This is a genomic window from Vibrio sp. Y29_XK_CS5, from assembly GCF_024181835.1.
Taxonomy (GTDB): domain Bacteria; phylum Pseudomonadota; class Gammaproteobacteria; order Enterobacterales; family Vibrionaceae; genus Vibrio; species Vibrio harveyi.
This window is the reverse complement of the sequence record NZ_JAMZAM010000001.1, coordinates 466,392-490,846: the sequence shown is the minus strand read 5'-3', so window position 1 is coordinate 490,846 and position 24,455 is coordinate 466,392. Positions and strand designations below refer to the sequence as shown.

Below are 24,455 nucleotides of genomic sequence, written 5' to 3'. Positions count from 1 at the left end.
CAACGTTGTTAAAAATTTATTCATCACCTAAGTTAATTGCAATACTTATCGCATACGATCCGTCGCCATAAATGCTCTTAACCATTGATTCTACTTCATTTCCTAGATTACTTACTGTCACGTCATTTAACGAGTTAGCACGATAAATAACTGTAATACTAGTTAATTGTCCATTTTGGATATTCCAACTAGTCTCAGCCTTAGCACCAAGCTTCTGGAGGCTTGACTCATTAAACTGCTCTTCTTTATTGTTCATGTCTTGAAATACTTCAAAAGGCGAACATGCTGCAATGCTAATAAACAAAAGCAACCCACAAATTAATTTCAAACTTTTCATCACTAATCCTTTGCAGATTTTGGTCTAACGCCCTCTGGGTCTGCATACTTTTTATATATGCACTCTAAGGTACTGGTGGAAGCAATGGCTGAGGTGGAGACAAAACAACAAGCGATGAAAAGTAACCTATTGAACTTCATGAAAAAACTATTTTGTAAGGTATTTTTCGAGGAATTTTACTCTCATCTGTTTCATAGCTTGTGATATATGCCGCAAAGCACATAACGTCATTCGAAGATGTGAGCAGCGCAATCCATAAGCCACAGCATACACCTTAACCACTAAACCCAACGTATAGTAAAAATGCCACGAGTGCCGAATCACTCTTAAACCATTTGTTATGCGGACTCTATTTGCGCCCCATGATTCTTAGTATTCTCAAGAATAGATTAATGATATCCATGTATAGAGCGGCTGCGCTATCTACTGCATTGTCCATTGTTTTGGGAATTTGATTTGCTCGCCCCCAGTCATAACCGATATAACCACAAAAAAGGATAACGACAGCCCAGTCTATCCATTCTTGGTGGATCCCAAGGATAAATATTTGAAAGAGCTCAACCACAAGTACAACAACTAATGCAATAGTTAATACACCAGCGATTCTTTGGAAAAAAGCAGGGAAAATTGTTCCTAGTAGCATCATCATGCCAGTCACTAGACCTGTAACCTTAATCGCACTTAAAACCAAGGATGGGTCATAGCGTGATACCACCAAGTTGATGATTAATCCAAAAGGCACAACTACAAAGTTGTAGCCAACAAAGCTAACCAATGGATTCGAAGATTTACTGAACAAGTAAACTCCAAAGAAGCAGCTCGCAAAATAGCCGATGAAAAAGACCCAAGGATTAATAGCGGCAATTGACTCTACCGGGATATTCCCAACCATTAACCAATTAATCCAAAAGCCCCAACACAGTACCGCTCCAATCGTAAAATTATACAGCCGAGAGCTTATTTCCTGCTCTCCGTTGTTAGTGCGTTCAAAAACATTGGATTCCATCATTCTTCGTTCTCCTTTCCCTATTCACATAACACCGTGTTAAGTAGTGAATAACGATGCCATCTACCTAAACCATTGTGCCGTAAATACTAAAGTCGAATCAAACCAAAAATGCCGAGCGTTGCGAATCTGTTTAAACGCTTCGTTATGTAGCTCTTGGCGCAAACATTATGACTGCCATTCCTAGCATCGCTACACAAATACCGACTATGTCCCATAAGCTAGGACGAATACCATCTACGACCCACAACCATAAGATAGCCACGAAAATGTAAACACCACCATATGCTGCATAGACCCTACCTGCAGTAATGGGATGTAAAGACAATAACCATGCAAATATAGCAAGACAGAAAGCAGCCGGTACTAACAGCCAAACAGATTTATCCTCTTTCAGCCAAAGATACGGTAAATTACGAACTCGGTCGTTTTAAAGCGGTATTCAATAAACTTATTGAACTAGGGGAATGGAAATTACCCAACCCAATAGAAAATGTGAAACCATTTAAAGAATCAGAACATGAGATGGCATTTCTCACACATGAGCAAATTGTGAAGTTACTGACTTATGCTGAATACCACAAACGCGCAGACATGATTAAGATCATCAAACTCTGCCTCTCTACTGGAGCTCGTTGGAATGAAGCTGCTCAACTAAGAGGATCACAGGTTTCCCAGTTCAAAGTAACGTTCACCAAAACAAAAACAAAGAAAAACCGCACAGTTCCAATATCAGAAGAGCTCTATAAGGAGATCAACAAACCCACTTCTGGACCATTATTTGAAGAGTGCTATACACCTTTTTGTTATATTCTAAAAAAACAAATTAGGAGTTAGCATTCCTAAAGGTCAAGCATCACGCATACTCCGCCATACATTCGCCAGTCATTTCATGATGAACGGAGGTAATATACTAATACTTCGAGATGTACTAGGGCATGCAGATATAAAAATGACCATGCGTTATGCGCATTTCGCGCCAGATCACTTAACTGATACCATCACGCTCAACCCACTCAACAACGTATAGTTTACTTCGTCATATTTTCTAACGTCTGCCGCCAGTTTGTCGCCACTTGCCAAAATCTGGTGAAATTATAACTGACTCGAACGTGTCTACTTAATGCAGAGTTTCTATCTTGGTAAAGAAGCTAACCCAGTAAAAGCAAGCGGGCTATTGGGTTGGGTAAAACGTCTGTTTTCCTCATAAAATACATGGTTTTGTCAAAACCAAACACCTGATAGACTACGCCCTTCATACAACGATTTCGTTACGTAAGTTCGTTGCATGATATACAAGGACACTCATCCACTGAACATCAAGGGATCATTATGAAGTTTATCCGTTGGATTTTGGGAAAAATCATTCTACTTCTCAATGCAGTATTCTCTCCCCGTGGCGTTAAACGTTCGGCAGAAGCACAGAAAAGCGTTGATGATAAAGCCAAAAACTACGCACTGTACCAATTTGAAGCTTGTCCTTTCTGCGTAAAAGTTCGACGTGCTTTGAAACGTCAATCCGTGAATATTGAATTACGTGATGCGAAAAACGACCCAGTACATCGCGAAGCACTTGAACAAGGTGGTGGTCGTGTAAAAGTACCTTGTCTGCGTATTGAAAAAGATGGCGAGACGCAATGGCTTTACGAGTCTTCAGACATCGTCGCTTACATTGAAAAAGAATTTGCCTAGTTCCCCCTAAGAACATTGGCGGATGCAAAAGAGGCACCATACGGTGCCTCTTTTCTTTTATCTCAATTCAATGATATGGGCGCTTACTGATCGACAATCAGCATCAGTTCCACTCGACGATTACATGCCTTACCGCTTGCTGTGGTATTACTGCACTGCGGCACATATTCGCCAAAGCCACGAGAGAACACTCTTTGACGAGGCAAGCTGGTTGCAAGTAGCTGCTTTTCTACCTCACGAGCACGCTTTTCCGATAACGAATCATTAAAACTCTCTGCGCCTGTACTGTCTGTATGACCGTCTATCACCACATCAACATCAGTACGCCCGGCAAGATAATGTCCAAGATTGCGGATCCAGTCTTGAGATTGCGATGATAATCTCGCAGAGCCCGTTTGGAAATGCACTTGTTCTTTCAAACGCACCATAAGGTGGTCGCCACTGATGGTTTCATGGGCGATATGATGTCTATTTAAAAACATCTCCAGTGACGTCACGCCCTGTGACTTTTTTCCAGCTGTACTCGGAGTCTGAGCAACATAACGTGGAGTTGACACGTAAGATTTCGCGTAACCCCACTCTGGATGTCTTAGCTCTGAGTTAGTTCTCGGGGCAGTATCGAGAATATTACCGCCCGGAACCATATCTGAATTAATACTCGTGCACCCGGCTAATAGACCGCATGCCACTAAAAACCAATGCTTCATACCGTTACCAACGTAGAATGAATTCCTGTTCACTGTGTCGGCTTAAATCGCCCAAACTTTAGTGCCTATTACCATATTTTCTTCAATACACAAGCACAGTTCATGCCAACGATTTAAGTTGGGCATTCATTTTTATCAAACATTATTTGGTAGATAAGAGAGCAAAGAAAATCTCGTTAACTAAACTGTCGCTTAATGGCGTTTCACTTCACGAATTTTCAATAGCTGAGCGCACTAAACACAACGTCATTGCCATGTTTTGTCTAAACTTTCTTCGATTGTCTCACTTTAGTGTAACAAGCCGTATTAATGGTTTTCGTCGATACCGTTAACCGATAAACTAGCACCAATTTTACTATTTAGAGCCTTACCCATGTTCAAAACCATTTCTAAAGGCGCTGCACTTTTTGCCGCAGTTTTTGCCCTAACAGCTTGTGACAACGGCAATAGTCAGCCACAACAAGGCAAGCAATACGAAGTTCTGCCAGTTTCTCTTGCTGAATACAACTTAGCACCAGTAACTGAAGCGTTTTCTCTCACCTGTGGTCATTGTCGTACGATGGAGCAGTTCGTTCCTCAAATTGAATCGTTGACAGAACAGAAAGTTGAGAAGATGCACGTTACCTTTAACGAAAGTGCGCAAATCAGCGCGATCATTTTCTATACAGCGGCAATGCAAGTTAACGGCACTCCGGACAAAGCGTTTATGGAAGAACTGTTTGCTGCCGTTCAAATGGGTACAGATGCAACTGCCGATGAGCGCCAAGCTGCGGTAGAGAAAGCTTTTGAGTCTCGTAACCTAGTAAGCCCTTACCAGCTAGACGACGCACAACAAGCGAAACTGTTTGAATATATTACTAAAGCAGAAGAGATCACGACTCGTGGTCAAATCAACTCAGTTCCTGCCTTCATCGTAAATGGTAAATACCAAGTAATCACTGGTGGCCACGAGACCGTTGAAGCAATGGCTGACACTATCAACTACCTGCTAAAACAACCAAAATAAGACAAGGAGCTACTGTGTCTAAATTTCTGTTTCCTCTTATTATTTTCGTCCTAGCGGCATTCTTTATCTACCGTACTTGGACAAACCACAAAGCGGCAGACGAAAACTTTGCAAAAGGGCAAGAATTCCTGCTAGAAAACAGCAAGAAAGAAGGTGTGATTACCACAGAGAGTGGTCTGCAATACCTTGTTCTTGAGAAAGGAACGGGCGACGTTCATCCAACTGCAACTAGCAAAGTGAAAGTTCACTACCATGGCACGCTTATCGATGGTACGGTTTTCGATAGTTCAGTAGAACGTGGTGAGCCGATCACATTCGGTCTAAATCAGGTGATTAAAGGCTGGCAAGAAGGTCTGCAATACATGGTTGTAGGCGAGAAAATCCGCCTGTTCGTGCCAAGCACACTTGGTTACGGTAAAAACGGTACTGGCCCTATCCCACCAGCAAGTGTACTGATCTTTGATGTGGAGCTATTGGACATCCAATAATCCTCAGCAAGAACAAAAAAACGCCGCATCAATTGCGGCGTTTTTTATTCGTCTCAACTTACGTTAATCAGTAGGCAATCAAACTAATGGTCATCTCATCTTCATATAACCCTGCAGCAGCACCTGGCACTGCCTTATTTTCAAAAGCCATATTGAAGCGAGTTTGGTTCCCACGGTGAGTATTTAAAAACACCGGACTATCCAACCCAAGAGTCTGACCTTGCAAAAATGTGGTGTACGGAACTTTATGACTCGGTTTCCTAGTATTGACAAGGTGCCCATGATTCAACGAGTCGAGCTCAAGTTTTACGGAAGCGTTGCTCACCATGACAATGTCCAAATCCCTTCGGTTTTGCTTGGTTAAATTCCCCATATCCACCGTCACTCTTGCCCCAGAAACAGACACATTGGAACTTGAATTTGCCTCTATGCGTGCTCGTACGAATGGCTTTATCGTGTAGTCGAGCCCTGCATTTCTCACACCAACTTCAACTTGCTTGCCAAGTAACGAAAATTCAAAATCTGCCCGATAATTGCCCGGTTGCATGGTTTTTCCTTCGGGCACTTGCACCCAAAAATCGACCTGCTTACTACCACGACTTGGTAGTAAAAAGTCTCCTTGAGGGGTTCTATTTAGGCTTTTTCTTTGCGTGTTAAGGACGGTCGAATTGATCTTACCTTGAGGGCCAGAAACAACCTGCTGCCAACCATTTGAAGGCTTGATGACAATGCCGCTCATACAGTTAACTAGTTGGCTATCTAACTCTATTTTGCCTTGAAACCACAAGGTATCAGGTTGCGTCACATGAGGTTTATAAGGTGTATCATTGATGCTTACCCTAAATGTCCCCCCACACTGCGCTTCGCTGGCATCATTCGCCAACAACGGTGAAGCAAAAGCAGTAAGAAATAGCACGGTTGCGAATGTTAAGACATCACTGCGATTAACTGTTTTCATCCTATTCTCCTTTTCCTTTACCAGTACAATGCGCTAAATTATTTGTCATTGTTCGGCATTACTGTGATTTCACCTAAATCGATTAAGCTCGTATCAGACTCAGGAATCGAGATAACGACAGGGCTAGTCTGTAGTCCATAAAGCTCAAGTGTATATATGCCAGGACGTAGACCTTGAATGAAGAATCGTCCTTGCTTGTTGGTAAAAAACTCAATTTGTTCATCATCAACCAACACACGCCCTTGTCGGTACTCGATAGGTTCACCGCTAAGACGCTTCAAATAACCACTCGCCGTATATGACGCATCGGAACCTATCGTCAACAAATATCCGGTGGCCGCCGCCGGCATTAGCTCAAGTTTGCCATCTCCCCAGTCATAACCAACGGGAGAATCCATCACGTTATAATCCATCGCATAGCGAGCATAAGGCTGGGAGATCGAAACAAGACCATTAAGATGCTTTGTCGCTATTGCGGTTGGTCTTCCTTGGGAGTCTACATCTAGGTTCGCAGTCGCTTCACCCAACGTCGGGTGCATTTCTGCCACAACAAAAGGACCACTGGTCGCACGTCCCCACCCCCAATCACCGTCAACCATACCAACTGCAGTCGCTAGGCGCAGTGAAGCTTGGTATTGCTCGGTATCTTCTTTTCTCACTACATCACGGCTTACTTCGGACTCTGCTCTAAAACGATTTGCGGTGTAACTCAATTGAGCTCGTTGGGTATCACGAAATTCGTCCTGCTCAGCTTCGATTCTTACGCCATAGTCACTAACGTAGTTCAAACCTTCATTACTAAAATACGCTCGGCTCCGTTCATTCTCACTGTTGTAAGAGAGACCTATACGATTTCCATGCTCATCCGAATACCAATTGTATTCAAAGGTAAACAAGAAACGCGTATCCGGTTCGTTATAACGCTCGGATTCTTCGTATTCGCTGCCAACCCCTACCGTAAAACCACCATGTCGCCAATTTAGCAAGACCGAACCACGTAACTCATCGTCATCAGGAGGGAGCTGAGTCATGCGTCCTGTTAATGTCAGATCAAATTTACTGTTTATCTGCCAAAAGTAATTTGCGAGATATTGTGTATATGAGTTGCCTTCTTGGGATTCTTTCCAAGGTTTGTTTTGAAAATCATCCGATTTTTCAATCGCAAAACGTAGGTTGGGAGATTGGCTTTCCCCACTTCCAAAAATGCTGTTTTCATAATCAAGGGAAGCTATCCAACCGTCTTCTCCCGAACTTGCAGAACTTAGCGAATAACGGGCAGTCACATTCCCTACACCGCTTTTGAAAGTAGTCAGAACCCCAAATATCGAACCATCTTGAGCATATAAGCCGTTTGCACCTGCAGTTAACCAGTCAGTGACACCATATTCTAAGTAACCTGTCGCTACCCATTCCTCTTCGTATTCTACTTGACGGTTGTCATAGATGATTGGCTGCCCAACGGAAAACGAGTAATCAATCAGACCTTTTTTCAACAGCTTAGCGTTGTAAAATTGAGTAAAGCGCAATACTTCTTGCTTACCAGAAACATAGTTGACGACAACCGTAATATCGTTAGCACCGTTATCTAAAATCAGATTCTTGAGGTTGTAACGTCCCGGCTCCAATCGCCCACCAGAAATTCGTTCACCGTTGACATAAACTTCCACTTCAGCGGATTCGAGCAGAACAAGTTGTTGGCTACTCTCAGGGCTTGTCTCACGATCCGGTTGTAAGTCAGCGTATCGACTCTCAATAGAAAAACCACCCAAGGACATGCCATAAATATGTCCAGATTCACCACTGATAACATCCCCTGTGGAAGCACGCATCGGTAAGTTTGGATCATCATAGAAAGCAATCCACTCACCTCGGGAAAACTTTGTGGTTTCGTTATCCGCTTCAAGATAATTGGCTAAAAGAAAATTCACACCACTGGCACCACCGATATTGCCTTGTGACAACCAATCCAGCGACGAATCCCAAGTCTCAACATCCTCTTGCCAATAATTGTTATAGGCAAAGCTAAAACTGTTTAACCAGTTTATCGAGCCACTTTCAGAGGGAATAAAATCGGGATAGCCAGACGACAAAGTAATGTCTTGTTCGCTAAGAATTTGTGCCGAGAGCCGAACGTCAATAAACAAGGATTCAGTATTAAGTGTCACCTCGATACCTCGCTCAGCGAGTGTTTCGATATCAACGAATGTTGACGGCTCTGAACCAAAAAACTGCGACCACCATTCCGGACTCACGCGCGTTCCGAGCAAATCTTGGAGGGCATCGACAGACACTCGCTCAAGAGCCATGCCGTTTATTTCAACAGGGAGTTCGCCAAGCTGATTTTGTTCATACACAAGGGGTAAGGAGAGGCTGTAAGAGCTTCCCCATACAGCCCCAGAAATAAGGACAGCGATCGATACGACGAATGCGCGCCACATTGTAACCTTCCGTGTATGTCAGCGACGTTATGAAAACTGGGTGTCGTTAGTTCACAAGAAGTGACTCGACGTTCACCTGAACTTTCTGGTTTGGCACGAGATATTGCATCGGTAGAACCGGCTCTAGTTGCTCCCAATCCCAACGTTTCGTTTGACCTTGCCAATCAACCGAGTAAGTGTGTTTGTTTAACTCAATAACACTTGAACCTGTATTGCTAATTTTCAGATTTGGCTTGTTGTCATTGGATACAGTGATTTCGCTGGAATATTGGTCTTGCGCATCTTGTGGAGAGACAAACACAAGCGCTCCGATTCGGAACAACATTTGTATGGCATCTTTCTCAACTTCATCCGCTTTGAGTGGCAATTGGCTCACGATCAAACGATAGGATTCTGCTACACCCTTGGGTGCGCCAATGTATTGCACCTTAATGGTCTGAGATTTCCCCGGCTGAATAAGTACTTGCGGTGGAAAGATCATCAAGTCATCGGTTTCAAGAAGCGACTCTTCGTTGTTGAATTCAACTAATCGCTTAACGCCAGTCACCTCGATAGGCAAAGGTGCAAGAGAGGTATTGGTTACCTTGAAAAATACCGTTGTCTCTTTCCCTGAATCGGAAAGAAATTGCACCATTGGGAAAAGCTCAAAAGCCAACACTTGTGCTGGCATGTAAATCAAGATGAGAAATAATATTCGAAGTGTTTTCATACAACATAATGGCTGAGGGATGGACGGGACCTCCCTCAGCGCATTCCTTCCTACATGTGGAATAGAGTCACATACATCGCGCCGCTGTATTCACCCCAGCGCGCACCAGCTTGAGGTTTAGAGGTAATTGAAAGTTTGTGCTCATCAGTCATCGTTTTATCTAGGTTGTTACTAATTTCAACCACTTGATGGATACGAGCAACGGTAGTGTCAATCCCTTTGTCTTTTAGCTTAGTTTCACCATTGAAGCTGTACTCCATTGGAATTTCATCTTCATTGCTGTTGGTAAAACCAAATGGGTCAACTTGGACGATACCTTTCGTGCCGTATGAGTTGCACCACGTTTTAAAGCCAAATTCTTTTGTATCAGATGACTTAGTTAAGTCGAAATTGATGACATCCAAGTTGCCGTAAGTCATCATTTCACAACGCTTAGGCACTTCACCTTTGAATTTAACGTAAAAGTCTGCGCGACCTTCGTCAGACCCAACGACCCATGGATTCGCAACTGCACCAGCCGATACAAGCAACGCCATTGCTGCAAAACCTGCTAAACGTTTCATGATTGTTCTCCTTTACATTTTTTCCTGCGGTATAGACCAAAAGTTGAATTAAGTAGACGAGTTAAATGTACGCCTTATTAACTTTTTTCCTATCGGTCATCTGACCAAAAGAACCACATAAAAGGATGAGTAAAGGACAACCAAATAATTAATTTGAACTAGATCAAAAATCACTCAACCATTAAAGATCCTAACTGAGAACGGCTTTGCTTTCCTGTTTTAGATAATATATGGGAGACATGTGTTTTTACCGTGCTTAAACTTACACTCAGTTGACCTGCTATTTCTTTATTTGAATAACCTTGAACTAAATACATAAATACTTTCTGTTCTTTAGTAGAAAGTTCGTATTTAGCACCTAGAACTTCCGCAGATGAAGAACTATGAACTTGTCCCCTAACAATATTCTTCAATGAAGAAGACATGGCTTCTCGACTAAACCATAACTGACCAGAAGCCACCATTCGGACGGATTTGTGAAGCAGTTCTAAGGTAAAGTCATTCTCTAGTAACCCACCCCAACCCAGAGATATAAGCCCTTGAACTCCCTCTAAGTCTTGCTTACTCGCATTGGCAAGCAACCAAGCGCCGCCACGCGAAAGTGGTGAGATTAAGTGCAATGATGGATTACCTAAAGTAAGGCGATCATAAATAACAATATCAGTATTTTTTAAATTCCATATATTATTGACAGTTTTCTCAGTGTAAAAAGTGTAGTTTTTAAAAGAATGAGATAAACCAGCAATAACTAACCCTGACCAATCTGAGTCAGAAGAAATTACATAAACATTTTGAGAGCGTGTCATGATCCTTTCCTGTAAAAATAATTTAGTAAAAGGAATAAATAACTATAGCGAGTGTAGATTATTAATACTTTATAATTAGATTGATAATTTGATTAATTTCACAATAAACATTCACATTCTCATTATGAGAATTATATAAATTCACTGAGGTTATACAAAAAGACCACGATAATATCGTGGTCTTTTAAATGACAATTAACTTATTAAGTTAAGATTTTGGATAAAATACTAGCTCATTACCCTCGACCATCACACAATCCATTCCTGCGGCATGAGCGGCTTTTTTTCCTAACTCGGTATCTTCAAACACCACACACTCTTGTGCAGACAAACCAAGCTGTTCGGCTGCCATAAGAAACGTATCTGGGAAAGGTTTGTGATTTTCTACATCCGTTGCCGTAACGACAGCATTTAACTTCTTCAGAATGCCCGCTTTTGCTAACAGACGCAGTGCGCTATCACGTTGACTGCCTGTTCCAACAGCAATCTTCTTATTACCAAGATGTTGGTCCAAAACCGTATTCGTGCATGAAATGATTTCACCGTGTTGTTCCATTTCTGCAAACGTGTCCATTTTGAAACGAGAAATAACTTTTGGGTCGAGAGATAAACCGTGTTGACGATTCACTTCGCCAACAATTTTGAAGCTTGGCATGCCCCCTAAACTATGCAACCACTCTTGGTTAAAAGGGAACTCGAAACGCTCTGCTGTCGCTTGCCATGCAGCTAAGTGCGCTGGCATCGTATCAATCAAGGTGCCGTCCATATCGAAAATTAACCCTTTATAGGGGCTTAAATCTATTGTGTTCATGTCAATTCTTCTATTTGTACATCTCTGATGGTAATTTATCAGCCATCGTCACATTCCTTATTGGCATTTAGTAATCATGCTCAAAATTTCGAACTCCGTCACAATTCAAGATTGGGAAATCCAATTATTGCCTATCCGGGCTCAAGGAAATGGTGGGCAGAACGTTAATAAGGTATCGTCCGCAATACATCTGCGCTTTGATGTACGTCATTCCACACTGCCGGAATTCTATAAAGAGCGACTCCTCGCCCTTTCGGATAGTAGGATTTCAAAAGAAGGGGTGATCATCATTAAAGCTCAGCAGTTTCGGACGCAAGAGCAGAACAAAGAAGACGCACTAAATCGATTACAAGCGTTGATACAATCTGCCAGCCGACAGGAAAAGAAGCGTATTAAAACGAAACCAACTCGCGCTTCACAACGTCGCAGACTTGATAGCAAAACCAAGCAAGCGACAAAAAAACAGCAACGCCAGAAAGTGCTGTACTAACAAACGTCAGAGCTAGCCATTGGAAGCCTCTTTGGGTTTCTTAACTTAGTCAATTCTTCAGGACAAACTATATGACTATTAGGCACAAGCTCTACTCCCTAGGAGTAATTGCCATTCTTGGCATTGTTACCCTATTGGGTACCTCGTCACACTTCGCTAACCAAAGCCAAGAGCTCAACCATGCAATCAAATTGGTTGGCGATCTCGAAATTCGTCTCCTTAACCTGCGCCGTAATGAAAAAGACTTCTTGCTACGCAGCAACATCAAATACCTCGATAAATTCAATGCTAACGTCGACAAATTTTTGGGTACCGAACAAGAATTGGCTGGCATTCTCAACCTTTATGAACTTCCTTCTAGTCATCAATTCAAGCAAGATTTACTGGCTTACCAAAAAGGATTTCAAAAATTAGTTGCTGCTTACGAACGCTATGGTCTCGATGCAAACAGTGGTCTATTAGCGAGCTTTGAACAGGCTTTATCTGAAGCCGAGCAAAATGCAAACCACCAACAAGTAATGGCACTGACTAAGTTCGCACAACGAGTTAAAGCCGGACAAATGGACGAAGGCCTGTTGCAAGGTTTGTATGTTCCTTCATTAATCGAAAATGCGCGCCAACTTGCGACGCAGAAACAGACGATTGGAGTCGCGTACAACAAAGGTCTACTGGGTGACACTCGTGCCCTATCACACACAGTTGAAGAACAATTTAAGACCTTCTCATCTGCGTTGAGTAATGCAGCGACCGAACGTGATAGTCAAAACACCATGGTGAAACAAGTTATCACTGCGGTAGTATTTATTATTATCTTAGCTCTGATTTCGCAAATCTCACGCTCAATCAATGCACGTGTTAGTAGCCTGCTTGCGACCATAAAGAACATCAGTGAAAGTAATAACATGGGTTTACGTTCAGAGTTGGCAGGTAAAGATGAACTGGCGGACATCAGCCACCACTTAAACGATCTGTTGGATAAGCTTGAGCACCTGATTCACAGCACACAAGAGAAGTCAGCACAGCTATCAGCAAGTACTGACAACATGCATCGCGAACTAGAAGGTGTGATGGAACAGTTCCACACTCAGGCAGACCATACCTCATCAATGGCAACAGCAGTTCAGCAAATGGTCGCCACGATTGGTGAAATCTCTGAAAGTACTTCTGTGGCAGTAGAAGGCGTTCACCAAGCTGCAAACAATGCGGAGCAAGGTCGTACCGTTGTTGAAACCACAGTAACAAATGTCGGTCAATTAACTGGTATTCTCTCGAACAGCCAGCAATCAATTGGCTCTTTAAACGAACATGTAGCGAAAATTGGCGGTGCAGTAAACATCATCCAAGATATTGCAGAGCAAACTAACCTACTCGCGCTAAACGCAGCAATTGAAGCAGCACGTGCCGGCGAGCAAGGTCGTGGCTTTGCCGTCGTGGCGGATGAAGTACGCGCACTCGCAAGTCGAACTCATCAATCGACAGAAGAGATCACTCGCGTGGTATCAGACATTCAGTCACAAATGTCGATGGTCGTATCTGATATCGACCAATGTAACGATCAGGGGCAGCAAACCCTACAAGCATCGGAGAAGCTGGATTCAAGCCTTCAGCAAATCATTGCAGACATGCATGCAATTCAAGGCAACTCTGAACGCATCGCATCAGCAATTGAAGAGCAAGGCATCGTGATGAATCAGGTGAGCGACTCGATTACTGAATTGAACGTGATTTCAGAAAACAACATGCAATCCGCACAAGAGTGTCTGCATGAAGTCGACTCTGTCTCTGCTCAAGCCCATGACATGGACGAAGCGGTTGCGGAATTTAAAACTCGCAGCGCGTAGCCCAAGTTCACTTACTCGGTTTAAATGAGTACCAACAAAAAGCCCGAAGCACTCTCATGCTTCGGGCTTTTCTATTTAAAGTTACTTAGTGCTTATTCATCATCTAAAGGAACCAATTTGGTATTACCACCGTGGATCTTCTCACGTTTTCTCTGTACCAGAGCGTAGAAGCCCGGAATCAGGAAAGTACCTGCTAGAAGCACACATAGCAGACCGCCAATTAGGGAAATACCCAGTGAGTTCTGACTCACGTGACCCGCACCAGCGGCGAAGATCAATGGGAAAATACCCAAGATAAACGACCAAGACGTCATGTTAACAGCACGGAAACGAAGCTTACCCCCTTGTACTGCTGCACTGTCGATATCCACATCTTTTTCTTCACGCTCTTGCTTGGCGAATTCCACAATTAGGATTGCGTTCTTCGCCGCGAGCGCTATGAGCAGGACGAGACCTATCTGAGCGTATAAGTTGAGTGGCGTTCCGGTTAAGTTCAATGCGAGGAAGGAACCCAACGTTGCCACTGGCACCACTAGGATGATCGCTAAAGGAATACTCCAACTCTCGTACTGCGCCACCATGAACAAGTAGATAAAGATCAATGCCAATGCGAACGCGTAAATCGCTTGGTTACCTGCCAAGACTTCTTGATACGCCATACCCGTCCACTCATAGGTGTAACCTTGTGGCAGAACTTCAGCCGCGACACGTTCCATTGCTGCAATCGCGTCACCACTTGAATAACCCGGAGCAGGTTGACCTTGGATGATGGCACTGCGGTACATGTTATAACGCCATGCAACATCCGGCTCAAACACCTGTTCGTAGCTCACTAATGTACTCAGTGGCACCATATCGCCGCTCGAAGAACGAACGTGGAAACGCTCAAGATCTTCCATACTGCTGCGGTGTTCACTGTCTGCTTGCATGGTCACACGGAAGTTCTTACCGAACATGGTGAAGTCGTTCACGTATAGCGAACCAAGGTTACCTTGCAATGTTTGGAAGATTGACGACAGTGGAATACCTAACTGTTGTGCTTTCTCACGGTCAATATCGACATAGTAATGCGGTACATTTGCACGGAAGGTACTGAAGGTATATGCAATTTCTGGAGCTTGGTTAGCCGCCTGAATCATTTCACCCATTACCATCGACAAATCAGTACGGCTACGACCTAACGTGTCCTCAAGTACAAATTCAAAGCCTGAGGCTGCGCCCATACCCGGAACGGCAGGAGGTCCCATCGCAAATACTATCGCTTGCGGCAGTTCCATCGCAGCACGACCGTTGATGCGGTTTGCAATTGCGTTAGCAGCATGTTCACCGTCAAGTGAGTTACGCGTATCCCAATCATGCAGTTTGATAAACAGAGACGCACCATTTGATGCTGCGGCCCCCGTCATGAATGAGTAACCATTCGCAACCGTCACGCCATCAACACCCGGTTCTTGCTCAACCATCTTCATCAGTTCATTGGTCACTTCTTCGGTACGAGAAAGTGACGCAGAGTCCGGAAGTTGCACGTTCACCAACAAAATGCCTTTATCTTCTTGAGGTACAAACGCCGTAGACGTTGTTTTCGCGAAGAAAGTTACTGCGGCAACCGCGACGAAGAAGAAAGCAATCAGCAACATAGACTTCTTGACCAAGAAGCCAGCGATCTGACCGTAGCGCGCTGTTACGCGCTCTAGACCGCGGTTGAACGCTTGGAACCAGTTTGCCGTGTTACCACCACCCTGCTTCAACACCAACGAACATAGTGCTGGAGACAGCGTTAATGCGTTAATAGACGAGATAACTACCGAGATACAGATCGTCAATGCGAACTGACGGTACATGATGCCGGTAATCCCCGGAAGCATGGCTACTGGTAGGAATACCGCCAATAGAACCAAGGTCGAGGTAATGATTGGACCCGTTACTTCTTTCATCGCCAGCAAAGTGGCTTTGCGTGGTGAAATGGTTGGGTCTTTCGCCATAGTGGTATCGACGTTTTCGATAACTAGAATCGCGTCATCTACCACGATACCGATGGCGAGGATCAAACCGAACAGGGTTACCGTGTTGATGGTAAAACCCGTCGCCTGCATGATAGCGAATGTGCCGATAAGGGATACTGGAATCGCAACAACAGGAATTAAGGTTGCGCGCGCACTACCAAGGAACAGGTAAGTAACTGCAATTACCAACAAGATCGCTTCAATCAGCGTTTTCACTACACCCTTGATCGACTCTGCAACGAACACGGTTGTGTCATAACTGGTTTCGTAAGCCATGCCTTCAGGGAAGTTAGTGCTTAAGCGCTCAAGCAAGTCCATGACCGCTTGCCCACTTTCCAATGCGTTTGCGTCTGATTGCAGTGACAACGCGACGATAGAGGCATCTTGACCACGGAACTTACCGTTACCGTCATAGAACTTCTTACCAAGCTCAACGCGAGCAACGTCTTTTAGGTATACAGTAGAACCATCTGGGTTTGCACGAAGTACTACATCCTCAAACTCGCTCACGCTCTCAAGACGACCTTTGGTCACCAAGTTGAACTGAACTTCTTGAGGGTTGTTGTATGGCGCAGCACCAATACGACCTGCTGCTACCTGTACGTTCTGCTCCGCCAACGCCGAGTACACATCGGTTGTTGTGAGGTTCAGGTTAGCCATTTTTTCTGGATCTAACCAAACACGCATCGCGTATTCACCACCACCGATAACGTTAACTTCACTGATGCCCTTAACACGCGCAAGTTGGTCTTTTACGTTCAGGTTGATGTAGTTGATAAGGAACTTGTCATCGTACTTACCGTCAGGTGAGTAGAAGTTCAAAACCATCAACAAGTCAGGAGAACGCTTTTTCACCGTTACGCCTACCATGCGTACTTCTTGAGGCAGTTTTGACTCAATCTGCGATACACGGTTTTGCACGTTAACCTGCGCCATGTCTGGATCAGTACCCACATCGAAGGTGACGTTTAGGCTGTAAGAACCATCGTTAGCACTCTTTGAAGACATGTAAATCATGTTTTCAACGCCGTTCACGGAGGTTTCTATTGGGTCGGCTATCGCCTGCTCCACAACCTCAGCACTTGCACCCGTATAAAATGCTGTCACGCTCACCGATGGTGGACTGATTTTAGGATATTCAGCAACAGGCAAGATCGCTAATGAGATGGCACCAGCCAACGTCAAGATGATCGAAATAACCAGTGCGAATTTCGGTCTTTGAATAAAGAAACGACTTAACATGACGCCTCCTACTGTTTCTGTTCAGCAGGTGATTGAATACGCACTTCTACACCGTTGCGTACACGTTGTAGACCTTGTGTAATCACAGTGTCGTCCTTGTTCAAACCTTCTTTGATGATGATACCCTGCTCTACTTGCGCACCAAGTTCAACGTTACGGCGCTCCGCAACATTGCCTTCTGCCATCACCATGGCAAAGTCACCTTCTAGGTCCGTTTGCACTGCACGACGAGGAATCACGATGACGTCTTTTGCATTCTTGTCGCGAAGGTTCACTTTAATGTGCTGGCCAGGAAGTAGCTTTTGCTCAGGGTTTGGTACCACTGCACGCATCGCGATCGTACCGGTTTGCGTATTAATCCGATTACCTAAAAAGTCCAATTGACCTAGATGTTCGAAGTACTCTCCGTTTTCCAGTTCAAGCTGAACCTCAACGCCACTCGACTCTGCACTACCGTCGCCTTTAATACCGTCCATACCAAGGTTTAAACGTTCACGTTCACTCACGCTGAATGAGGTATGCACTGGGTCTAAGCTAACTAATGTCGTCAAAATGCCAGAAGATGGTGAAAGCAGATCACCAGTACTTACTTTACTGTCACTGATGCGACCGCTAAATGGAGCACGAATTTGAGTGTAAGAAAGGTTTACTTCCGCAAGCTTAAGCTGAGCGTTTGCTGCTTCAAGCTCTGCTCGCGCGCCAAGTAACGTCGCCGTCAACGCATCGAACTCTGATTGGGAAATACTGCCACGTGGCAACAAGTTTTTACCACGTTGGTGGTCGAGCTCTGCTTTCTTAAGCGCCGCTTTTGCCTGAGCTAGCGCTGCTTTTGCACTCGCCACTTGCGCTTCAAAAGAAGAAGGCTCGATGGAGTACAACAACTGCCCTTTCTCTACCATCTGACCTTCGTCAAAATGGCGAGCTTCAAGATAGCCGGAGACTTGTGCCGTAATATTCGTATCTTCTACTGCTTCAATGCGACCGATGTAAGACTTGCTCGGTTGGTAGTCGATAATTGTGACATCTTGAGTCACAACAAGAGGAGCTTGCGCCCCCTTCTGGGCATTGTTTGCTTCTCCGCATCCCGCGAGGATAGCTGTTGCCGCCATTAGTGCGACGAGTGGTTTCTTTTGCATGTATATACCGTCTTTATAGAACAGGATTCGTTTGACAATACCCTAACCTTACAGGGTGCTTTGTCCGAAAACTTTAAGAGAAACCGGGGAAAGTGTATCAAAGTGTAAGCCGATGAAACGACTCGCAAACATCGTAATCAACAGGCTAAATTTGTTGCGATCATGTACACGAATCACGCTGAAAATTGATGTGAAGTAAGCAATGAGAATATGGCGTCATCATCACTTGGAGATCAAAGTCTACATAGGAAAATAGAATCTTCATGATCGCTAGACATGTTTTGACTATTTTTTTAAACAGAATGCGTTATCATGCAGATAATTCAAAGCTTTCGACCGAGAGGATGAGTATGATTTCTAAATGGGAGAAACGTTTTTACCAAATGGCTGAGCTGGTGGCATCTTGGAGTAAAGATCCATCGACACAGGTAGGTGCGGTTATCACAAAACAAAACCGCATTGTTTCTGTTGGCTTCAACGGCTACCCACATGGTGTTTCTGACAGTGTGGATACGGATGAACGTGAACTGAAATACTTAAAAACACTGCACGCAGAAGAGAACGCGATTTTGTTTTCAAAGCGCGACTTAGATGGATGTGATATCTGGGTAACGCACTTCCCTTGCCCAAACTGTGCGGCAAAGATCATTCAGACAGGTATCGCTCGCGTGAGTTGCCCGGAACAGTCTGAAGATTTCTTGTCTCGTTGGGGTGATAAGATTCAAGTAAGCCAAGATATGTTCGACCAAGCCGGAGTCGAAGTGAACTGGCTACCAATTAGTGAAATCGAAGAAAAAAGCGTTCGTTAAACCACCTCTTGGATGGCTAATAAACGTACAGAATTCATTTCACTCGAGCAAAATTAAAAAGCCCAGACACGTGTCTGGGCTTTTGTTTACTTGAAGGATGAGATTACTCAGCAAATGATATTAACCGTGCTTCTTCGCCGTTAGCTCAGCAATCTTAACGATCACTTGAACCGATTTCTCCATCATCTCAACTGAAATAAACTCGTGGATACCGTGGAAGTTATAACCGCCAGTGAAGATGTTTGGACACGGTAAACCCATAAATGACAAACGAGCGCCATCTGTTCCGCCACGAATTGGTTTGATCAGAGGTTCTACATCACAATCTTCCATCGCTTGTTTCGCCAAGTCGATAATGTGCGGGTATGGTTCAACCATTTCACGCATGTTGTAGTAGCTGTCAGTGAGCTTCAACTCAACAGAGCCATGCTTCAACCCAGCGTTCATATCATCGACAAGTTTCTGCATGAAGGCTTTACGGCTTTCTAGACCTTCACGATCGAAGTCACGGATGATGTAACCTAGCTCACTGCGAGCCACACCAAGTTCACCTGATTTAAGATGGAAGAAGCCTTCGTAGCCTTCTGTGGTTTCTGGCGTCTGATCTTCTGGCATTTGCACTTGGAATTTTGCCGCCAAGTTCATCGCATTAACCAATTTGCCTTTTGCTGTACCAGGGTGAACACTCACGCCATGGAAAATGACATCTGCACTGGTTGCATTAAAGTTTTCGTATTCTAGCTCGCCTTGAGGGCCACCATCGATAGTGTACGCCCATTTCGCACCAAACTTTTCAACATCAAACAAGTCCGCACCACGACCAATTTCTTCATCTGGTGTAAAACCAATGCAAATATCACCGTGTGGGATTTGAGGGTTTTCAATCAGCATCGCAACCGCGGAAAGAATTTCTGCAATACCGGCTTTGTTGTCAGCACCAAGTAGTGTCGTACCATCAGTCGTGATCAGGTTGTGGCCATGAAGATCGTGCAAATCTGGGTATTGGACTGGTGATAACACTTCATCGCCCAAACCAAGTGCAATATCGCCACCCTGATAGTCCTCAATAAACTGAGGATTTACATTTTTACCAGAGGCATCTGGTGCAGTGTCCATATGCGCGATAAAGCCAATAGCAGGTACATCGTAATCAACGTTAGATGGCAGTTTTGCCATCAAGTAGCCGTTGTCACTTAACGTCACATTGCTTAAGCCAAGCTCAATCATCTCTTTTTTAAGTTGCTGAGCAAACACCAGTTGCCCGCTGCTGCTTGGGCAAGCTGATTCGTGGGGATTAGATTGAGTATCGAACGTGACGTAGCGAAGAAATCTTTCAACTAAATGTTTCATAATTATTCTCATTGTTTTGGGCGAAGGATGCCACACACAGGGATGCTTGGTATGCGAGGATCCTATCCAACATGGTTCGACAAACCATGTTACGCTCATAAGGCGATAAGAATTTGCTTTGAATCAGTTTTTCATTAAAAAGTGCTGGCGCACTCCTACAGCACTCACATTAAGAATTTGATTTATCGAGTTTTAATTCAATAGGTCTTCGGCAAGTTCTCGCCACTCTCGGATTTTGCCATGGAAGTGTTTCCATTGTTTATCACTCATGGATTGAGCTATATCTAGAGTGAATTGATCCGTTAGTGCGATATTTTGATCAATATTCTTAGTCAATTGATCACTATAATAACTTTCTGGTTCAAATAAGAGCTGCATGAATACCTGCTGGTAAACCACGCTGTTGGTTTTATTTTCGAAAAGATATTCTAATTCTTGAATAATGGAAGATCGATAATCACGCCATAAGGGACTATTTATAATCACTTGTTGAGAAAGCTGTTTGGCTCGCGCTTTTTGTTGGCTAGATAATTTCCCCAACCATTCTTCCATCCAATCCTCTGTATTCTCTAAGACAACTTCTCTCAGTTCTTGTTCCGTTTTTCCTACATATTTTTCATCTCTCTCCTTATAACGTTCTCTTACACTATCAATAAACTCTGCTTCTTGTTGATTATCGAGCTGCATACTTAACGAGAACAGATCTGGAGCGGCCTTCGAAACAAGACGTTGATAATGTTCACGCATTTGGTCTCGATTCGCTTGCAATGCTTCCAACGTAATGCTGTCTTTATTCAGTGCCTCCAATTGCTTTAAGTGATCGATATATAAAGGTAATTCTTCTTTCTTGTGCCAATCGGCTAATAATAAGATTCGCTCCTCTACCAGAGCTTCTTGTTCACCATCTAAAGACACATAGTCATCTAAATATTCGATCACTACCCAATCAATATTGCTGTATAAAAACTTCTTTGCACAACCAGCAAGCGCCAAAATAGATAACAAGATACATCCATATCGAACCGCTTTATTAGATAAACTTTTTAATTTCATCACCGATCCATATTCCCTTTTCCATTGATTAAGTTCTATACTCAATCTAAATCACTTATTATTGCGGCAAACTTACGTCAGTCTGGCAAAGTGACATTGCCACCCTAGTAGTATATAGAGTTTGAAATTAACTTTTTTATCACAACTATCCGCAAAAAAGTGAGTTAGTGCGCAATTATTAGCCAAAACTCGAACGATATAGCGTTCCTTAAAGTGGCATATAAATTGCTTCAATAACATCAGGATAGTTTATGGAGGCGTAGCATGGCTGCTGCTGAGCAACTTGATACGAGTGTAGAATACGAAATTCGCTACTTTGAACAGGGGAAAATGCACAGTATGAGAGTCGTCGCGGAAGATAAGAAAGCGGCGCATCGTTACTATTTGGAGTGTGGCAAACACAACAGTGATTTGTACTCCATTCGCCCAGACCAATAAAAAACCGCCCTTGTTTGGGCGGTTTTTTTCTATTTGGCGTTTCTAGAATGGGCGTCTAAAGTGTTACTTAATTTCGCCGAATCGCTCTAGATAAAGCACTGTTGCTGCAGTACGTGAAGGTACTTTCAACTTTTTCAGCAAGCTCTTCATGTGCACTTTAACGGTCGATTCAGAGATAAACAGGCGATCGGCAATCTGCTTGTTGCGAAAACCACGCGCCACCTCTTGGAGGATTTGCGTTTCACGGTCAGTCAATGAGTCAAATACGTCTTCTTGACCTTCACGCTCATTTAGGTATTTCGCTACCGCTTGGCTGTAGGCTTTATCCCCTTCGTGTGCTTGTTTTAGCAGTTCAACCAATTCATCTGGCTCTGTGTCTTTTAACAAGTAACCATCTGCGCCGCTACGCACGATAGCTTCGATGTCTGCCGGACTGTCCGATACGGTGAGAATAACAATGCGAGCTTCACAACCGTCAGCACGCAAAGCTTTTAGCGTATCTAGACCAGACATGCCTTTCATATTCAGATCAAGAAGTACCAAATCCAGCTCAAGTTCATGAGCTTTCGCAACCGCATCCGCACCGCTACTTGCCTCTGCGACGACTTCAAATTCTGGCTCAAAACTGAGTAACTGATGAATACCACGTCTCATGAGTGGGTGATCATCCACCAGCATTACTTTACACACTGTCAATGTTTACTTCCTTACTATGTTGGAATTCTAGTCTTACGATACAGCCGCTATTTGCTGCGGCTTCAATTTGCAACTCAGCGTGCAATCTGGCTGCTCGCTCTTGCATGATACTCATACCGTAATGATTTAATTTTTCGTCTTGCTGCTCAAAGCCTATACCATCATCGGTAACAGTCACTGTGACTTTCCCATCAGAATCAAGACATTGAATCTTAATATTGTTCGCTTGAGCATGTTTGATCGCATTTATTGTCGCTTCTCTGATCAACTGTAGTAGATGGACCTGCTGGTGTGCATCTAATTCAGTTGAAGAAAGCTCATTATCAAGCGAGATTTTCGCCGCAGTTTGATCATCAAGCGTCGAAACCATTTCTTGAAGCGCTTGACCAAAGCTACCCTCTTTTATTGTTAGGCGGAATGTAGTCAAAAGCTCACGAAGTTGGGTATATGCTGCTGAAAGCCCAGTATCGAGTTCAGCAATAACTTGATTTGTCTGCTCTATCGCTTTGTCATCAGGAATATTCTTCACACTTCGTTTGAGTAGCGATACTTGGATCTTCAAATAAGACAATGCTTGGGCTAGTGAATCGTGTAACTCACGAGCGATGGTGGCACGTTCTTCCATCAAAAGCAGCTGCTCGGCTTGTCTCTGCGCTCGGTTGTAATATACCGCACGAGATAAAATTTGAACAAAGTTATCAATAAGAGACTCATTAGGACACGGCAAACCCGCTTTCCAATGCAAATACCCAAGGTGAACACCGTCCAGCGTTAATATCTTCGTGTGGCATTCGCTATCACATTCGTGACGGCACTCTTCCCCCTCTGAGAGTATCCAATTTGGTTCCCCAATTTGATCAATTTCGAGCTTAACTGCACGAATTCCTTCCAAACTTGCAATATGTTGTAAAATCGCTTGGAAATTCTCCTGATAGATACGTGACGCCGTCAGCTCTTTCGACGAATCATACAACACTCTCAGCGATTGGTTAGCATGTTGTAGCTTACGTGTTTTCTCGTCGACAGCTTGCTCCAACCCTCGATATAGCTTACCAAGATCGTTCGCCATCCTATTGAAAGTTCGGGTCAAAATACCCATTTCGTTGTCACTCGATACATTGAGTGACACATTAAACGAACGATTCTGAATTTGTTCACTTGCAAACACAAGAGCACGTAAAGGTCTGACAACTTCTAGTCTCACAAAGTGCACGACAAACATGCTGACACACAGTATGCCGCCAAGCCCTAAGCCACCAATCCACGCTAAGTTGATCAGTTTTTGTTCTGAGTAGTTCTGCAGTTTAAATACAAAAGCATCAATTTGTTGAACAAAACCAGCCACTAAGATCAGATATTTGTCTCTATCTTGGCTCTTTAGTACCGATTTCAGCTCGTGCCAGCGCAGAATCAACCGATAGTAGTCTTTTGTAATATCTTCTGGTACTGACCAATGCTGTAGTGCCAGCATTGAATGGGAGTAAATTGACTGCTCAAATAAGTCAATATGTGAAGAATAGTCAACAGATTCACTTTGAATATCATGGGCTAAACGATAACTTTGCATTCGCATCGAACCCGCTACGTTGACCGCCTCCGCATCATTAAGGCTTGATGCAAGAGTGAATATAGCAAAGCCAGTCGTCGCCACCGATAGGAGTAAAATCAACATCATGGCAGACGCAATAGTGCGTGTTACTGACTTTTTCACATTTTTAAACAACTCTGAACTCCGCTCGTTTGATAACCACGTTTGTCTTTATACAACGCGCATTATCTTTCAACTTTATCAATATGTGATCACCTGCGCCGGAATTTATTGATCCAAAACAATATTGCATCCTAATTACCTCCTAAGAGGTATTTATACATATAT

At 43.7% G+C, this 24,455-nt stretch carries 22 protein-coding genes and 2 pseudogenes; 8 read left to right on the top strand and 16 right to left on the bottom strand.

The features are described 5' to 3' along the window. Window positions 1-16: 16 nt before the first annotated feature. The 3 genes and pseudogenes from NL647_RS02380 to NL647_RS02365 form a co-directional block, all read right to left on the bottom strand. Window positions 17-337 carry a hypothetical protein gene (locus tag NL647_RS02380; RefSeq protein WP_253649558.1) on the bottom strand — a complete coding sequence of 107 codons (321 nt, stop codon included), beginning with the start codon at window positions 335-337 and terminating at the stop codon, window positions 17-19. Window positions 338-686: 349 nt separating this feature from the next. Then, window positions 687-1,346, bottom strand: a complete 660-nt coding sequence (locus NL647_RS02370) for a Bax inhibitor-1 family protein (protein WP_050933277.1) — start codon at window positions 1,344-1,346, stop codon at window positions 687-689. 142 nt (window positions 1,347-1,488) lie between these two features. Further along, window positions 1,489-1,755, bottom strand: a pseudogene (locus tag NL647_RS02365) (YnfA family protein); the annotation flags it as partial. Between NL647_RS02365 and NL647_RS02360 the strand changes: the two are divergent. Both NL647_RS02360 and NL647_RS02355 read left to right on the top strand, forming a co-directional pair. Further along, window positions 1,749-2,373, top strand: a pseudogene (locus NL647_RS02360) (tyrosine-type recombinase/integrase); the annotation flags it as partial. The pseudogenes NL647_RS02365 and NL647_RS02360 sit on opposite strands and share 7 nt — an antisense overlap. A gap of 302 nt (window positions 2,374-2,675) precedes the next feature. Continuing rightward, window positions 2,676-3,035: a glutaredoxin gene (locus NL647_RS02355; protein ID WP_009696209.1), complete on the top strand. Its 360-nt coding sequence runs from the start codon at window positions 2,676-2,678 to the stop codon at window positions 3,033-3,035. 83 nt (window positions 3,036-3,118) lie between these two features. Here NL647_RS02355 and NL647_RS02350 read toward each other — a convergent pair whose 3' ends face one another. Continuing rightward, window positions 3,119-3,742: an OmpA family protein gene (locus tag NL647_RS02350; protein WP_017188748.1), complete on the bottom strand. Its 624-nt coding sequence runs from the start codon at window positions 3,740-3,742 to the stop codon at window positions 3,119-3,121. A 373-nt stretch (window positions 3,743-4,115) separates the two neighbouring features. On the opposite strand from NL647_RS02350, the gene NL647_RS02345 reads away from it, so the two are divergent. Together NL647_RS02345 and NL647_RS02340 are read left to right on the top strand one after the other, a co-directional pair. Continuing rightward, complete coding sequence (locus NL647_RS02345) at window positions 4,116-4,748, top strand: thiol:disulfide interchange protein DsbA/DsbL (protein ID WP_253649557.1); 633 nt, start codon at window positions 4,116-4,118, stop codon at window positions 4,746-4,748. Window positions 4,749-4,762: 14 nt separating this feature from the next. Then, complete coding sequence (locus NL647_RS02340) at window positions 4,763-5,236, top strand: FKBP-type peptidyl-prolyl cis-trans isomerase (RefSeq protein ID WP_005453668.1); 474 nt, start codon at window positions 4,763-4,765, stop codon at window positions 5,234-5,236. A gap of 67 nt (window positions 5,237-5,303) precedes the next feature. Here the strand turns inward: NL647_RS02340 and NL647_RS02335 are convergent, their stop codons facing one another. The 6 genes from NL647_RS02335 to NL647_RS02310 all read right to left on the bottom strand — a co-directional run bounded on the left by NL647_RS02335 (window position 5,304) and on the right by NL647_RS02310 (window position 11,521). Then, the gene (locus tag NL647_RS02335) at window positions 5,304-6,194 is read right to left on the bottom strand and encodes a hypothetical protein (protein ID WP_253649556.1); all 891 of its coding nucleotides are present in this window, start codon (window positions 6,192-6,194) and stop codon (window positions 5,304-5,306) included. A gap of 38 nt (window positions 6,195-6,232) precedes the next feature. Then, window positions 6,233-8,632, bottom strand: a complete 2,400-nt coding sequence (locus NL647_RS02330; RefSeq protein WP_253649555.1) for a fimbria/pilus outer membrane usher protein — start codon at window positions 8,630-8,632, stop codon at window positions 6,233-6,235. 46 nt (window positions 8,633-8,678) lie between these two features. Continuing rightward, the gene (locus NL647_RS02325; RefSeq protein WP_020480898.1) at window positions 8,679-9,341 is read right to left on the bottom strand and encodes a molecular chaperone; all 663 of its coding nucleotides are present in this window, start codon (window positions 9,339-9,341) and stop codon (window positions 8,679-8,681) included. Between the two features lie 50 nt (window positions 9,342-9,391). Then, window positions 9,392-9,904 carry a hypothetical protein gene (locus tag NL647_RS02320; RefSeq protein ID WP_005453662.1) on the bottom strand — a complete coding sequence of 171 codons (513 nt, stop codon included), beginning with the start codon at window positions 9,902-9,904 and terminating at the stop codon, window positions 9,392-9,394. A 170-nt stretch (window positions 9,905-10,074) separates the two neighbouring features. Then, window positions 10,075-10,710, bottom strand: coding sequence for a response regulator transcription factor (locus tag NL647_RS02315; protein ID WP_005453657.1), 636 nt, complete (start codon window positions 10,708-10,710; stop codon window positions 10,075-10,077). 208 nt (window positions 10,711-10,918) lie between these two features. Continuing rightward, window positions 10,919-11,521: a beta-phosphoglucomutase family hydrolase gene (locus NL647_RS02310; protein ID WP_253649554.1), complete on the bottom strand. Its 603-nt coding sequence runs from the start codon at window positions 11,519-11,521 to the stop codon at window positions 10,919-10,921. Between the two features lie 76 nt (window positions 11,522-11,597). On the opposite strand from NL647_RS02310, the gene arfB reads away from it, so the two are divergent. Both arfB and NL647_RS02300 read left to right on the top strand, forming a co-directional pair. Beyond that, the gene (gene arfB, locus NL647_RS02305) at window positions 11,598-12,011 is read left to right on the top strand and encodes an alternative ribosome rescue aminoacyl-tRNA hydrolase ArfB (RefSeq protein ID WP_017819300.1); all 414 of its coding nucleotides are present in this window, start codon (window positions 11,598-11,600) and stop codon (window positions 12,009-12,011) included. Window positions 12,012-12,082: 71 nt separating this feature from the next. Continuing rightward, window positions 12,083-13,852 carry a methyl-accepting chemotaxis protein gene (locus NL647_RS02300; RefSeq protein ID WP_253649553.1) on the top strand — a complete coding sequence of 590 codons (1,770 nt, stop codon included), beginning with the start codon at window positions 12,083-12,085 and terminating at the stop codon, window positions 13,850-13,852. 92 nt (window positions 13,853-13,944) lie between these two features. Here NL647_RS02300 and vmeZ read toward each other — a convergent pair whose 3' ends face one another. Next, window positions 13,945-17,097: a multidrug efflux RND transporter permease subunit VmeZ gene (gene vmeZ, locus NL647_RS02295; protein WP_005453652.1), complete on the bottom strand. Its 3,153-nt coding sequence runs from the start codon at window positions 17,095-17,097 to the stop codon at window positions 13,945-13,947. Window positions 17,098-17,105: 8 nt separating this feature from the next. Beyond that, complete coding sequence (gene vmeY / locus NL647_RS02290; RefSeq protein ID WP_005453651.1) at window positions 17,106-18,233, bottom strand: multidrug efflux RND transporter periplasmic adaptor subunit VmeY; 1,128 nt, start codon at window positions 18,231-18,233, stop codon at window positions 17,106-17,108. Between the two features lie 350 nt (window positions 18,234-18,583). Here vmeY and NL647_RS02285 point away from each other — a divergent pair, with 350 nt between their 5' ends. Beyond that, on the top strand, window positions 18,584-19,042 hold the full coding sequence (locus NL647_RS02285; RefSeq protein ID WP_005453645.1) for a dCMP deaminase family protein: 459 nt from the start codon (window positions 18,584-18,586) through the stop codon (window positions 19,040-19,042). A 120-nt stretch (window positions 19,043-19,162) separates the two neighbouring features. Here NL647_RS02285 and pepT read toward each other — a convergent pair whose 3' ends face one another. Both pepT and NL647_RS02275 read right to left on the bottom strand, forming a co-directional pair. After that, window positions 19,163-20,392, bottom strand: coding sequence for a peptidase T (gene pepT / locus NL647_RS02280; RefSeq protein ID WP_005453643.1), 1,230 nt, complete (start codon window positions 20,390-20,392; stop codon window positions 19,163-19,165). A 192-nt stretch (window positions 20,393-20,584) separates the two neighbouring features. Beyond that, window positions 20,585-21,445 (bottom strand): DUF6279 family lipoprotein, encoded by an 861-nt coding sequence (locus NL647_RS02275; protein ID WP_154202420.1) that lies wholly within the window; start codon window positions 21,443-21,445, stop codon window positions 20,585-20,587. A gap of 264 nt (window positions 21,446-21,709) precedes the next feature. Between NL647_RS02275 and NL647_RS02270 the strand changes: the two genes are divergently transcribed. Next, on the top strand, window positions 21,710-21,883 hold the full coding sequence (locus NL647_RS02270; RefSeq protein ID WP_005453640.1) for a hypothetical protein: 174 nt from the start codon (window positions 21,710-21,712) through the stop codon (window positions 21,881-21,883). 63 nt (window positions 21,884-21,946) lie between these two features. Here NL647_RS02270 and NL647_RS02265 read toward each other — a convergent pair whose 3' ends face one another. Continuing rightward, a complete protein-coding gene (locus NL647_RS02265) occupies window positions 21,947-22,579 on the bottom strand; it encodes a response regulator (protein WP_005453637.1) in 633 nt (210 codons plus the stop codon). Next, on the bottom strand, window positions 22,566-24,302 hold the full coding sequence (gene narQ / locus NL647_RS02260; RefSeq protein WP_009696218.1) for a nitrate/nitrite two-component system sensor histidine kinase NarQ: 1,737 nt from the start codon (window positions 24,300-24,302) through the stop codon (window positions 22,566-22,568). Before narQ ends, NL647_RS02265 begins: the two co-directional genes overlap by 14 nt. Window positions 24,303-24,455: the final 153 nt, after the last annotated feature.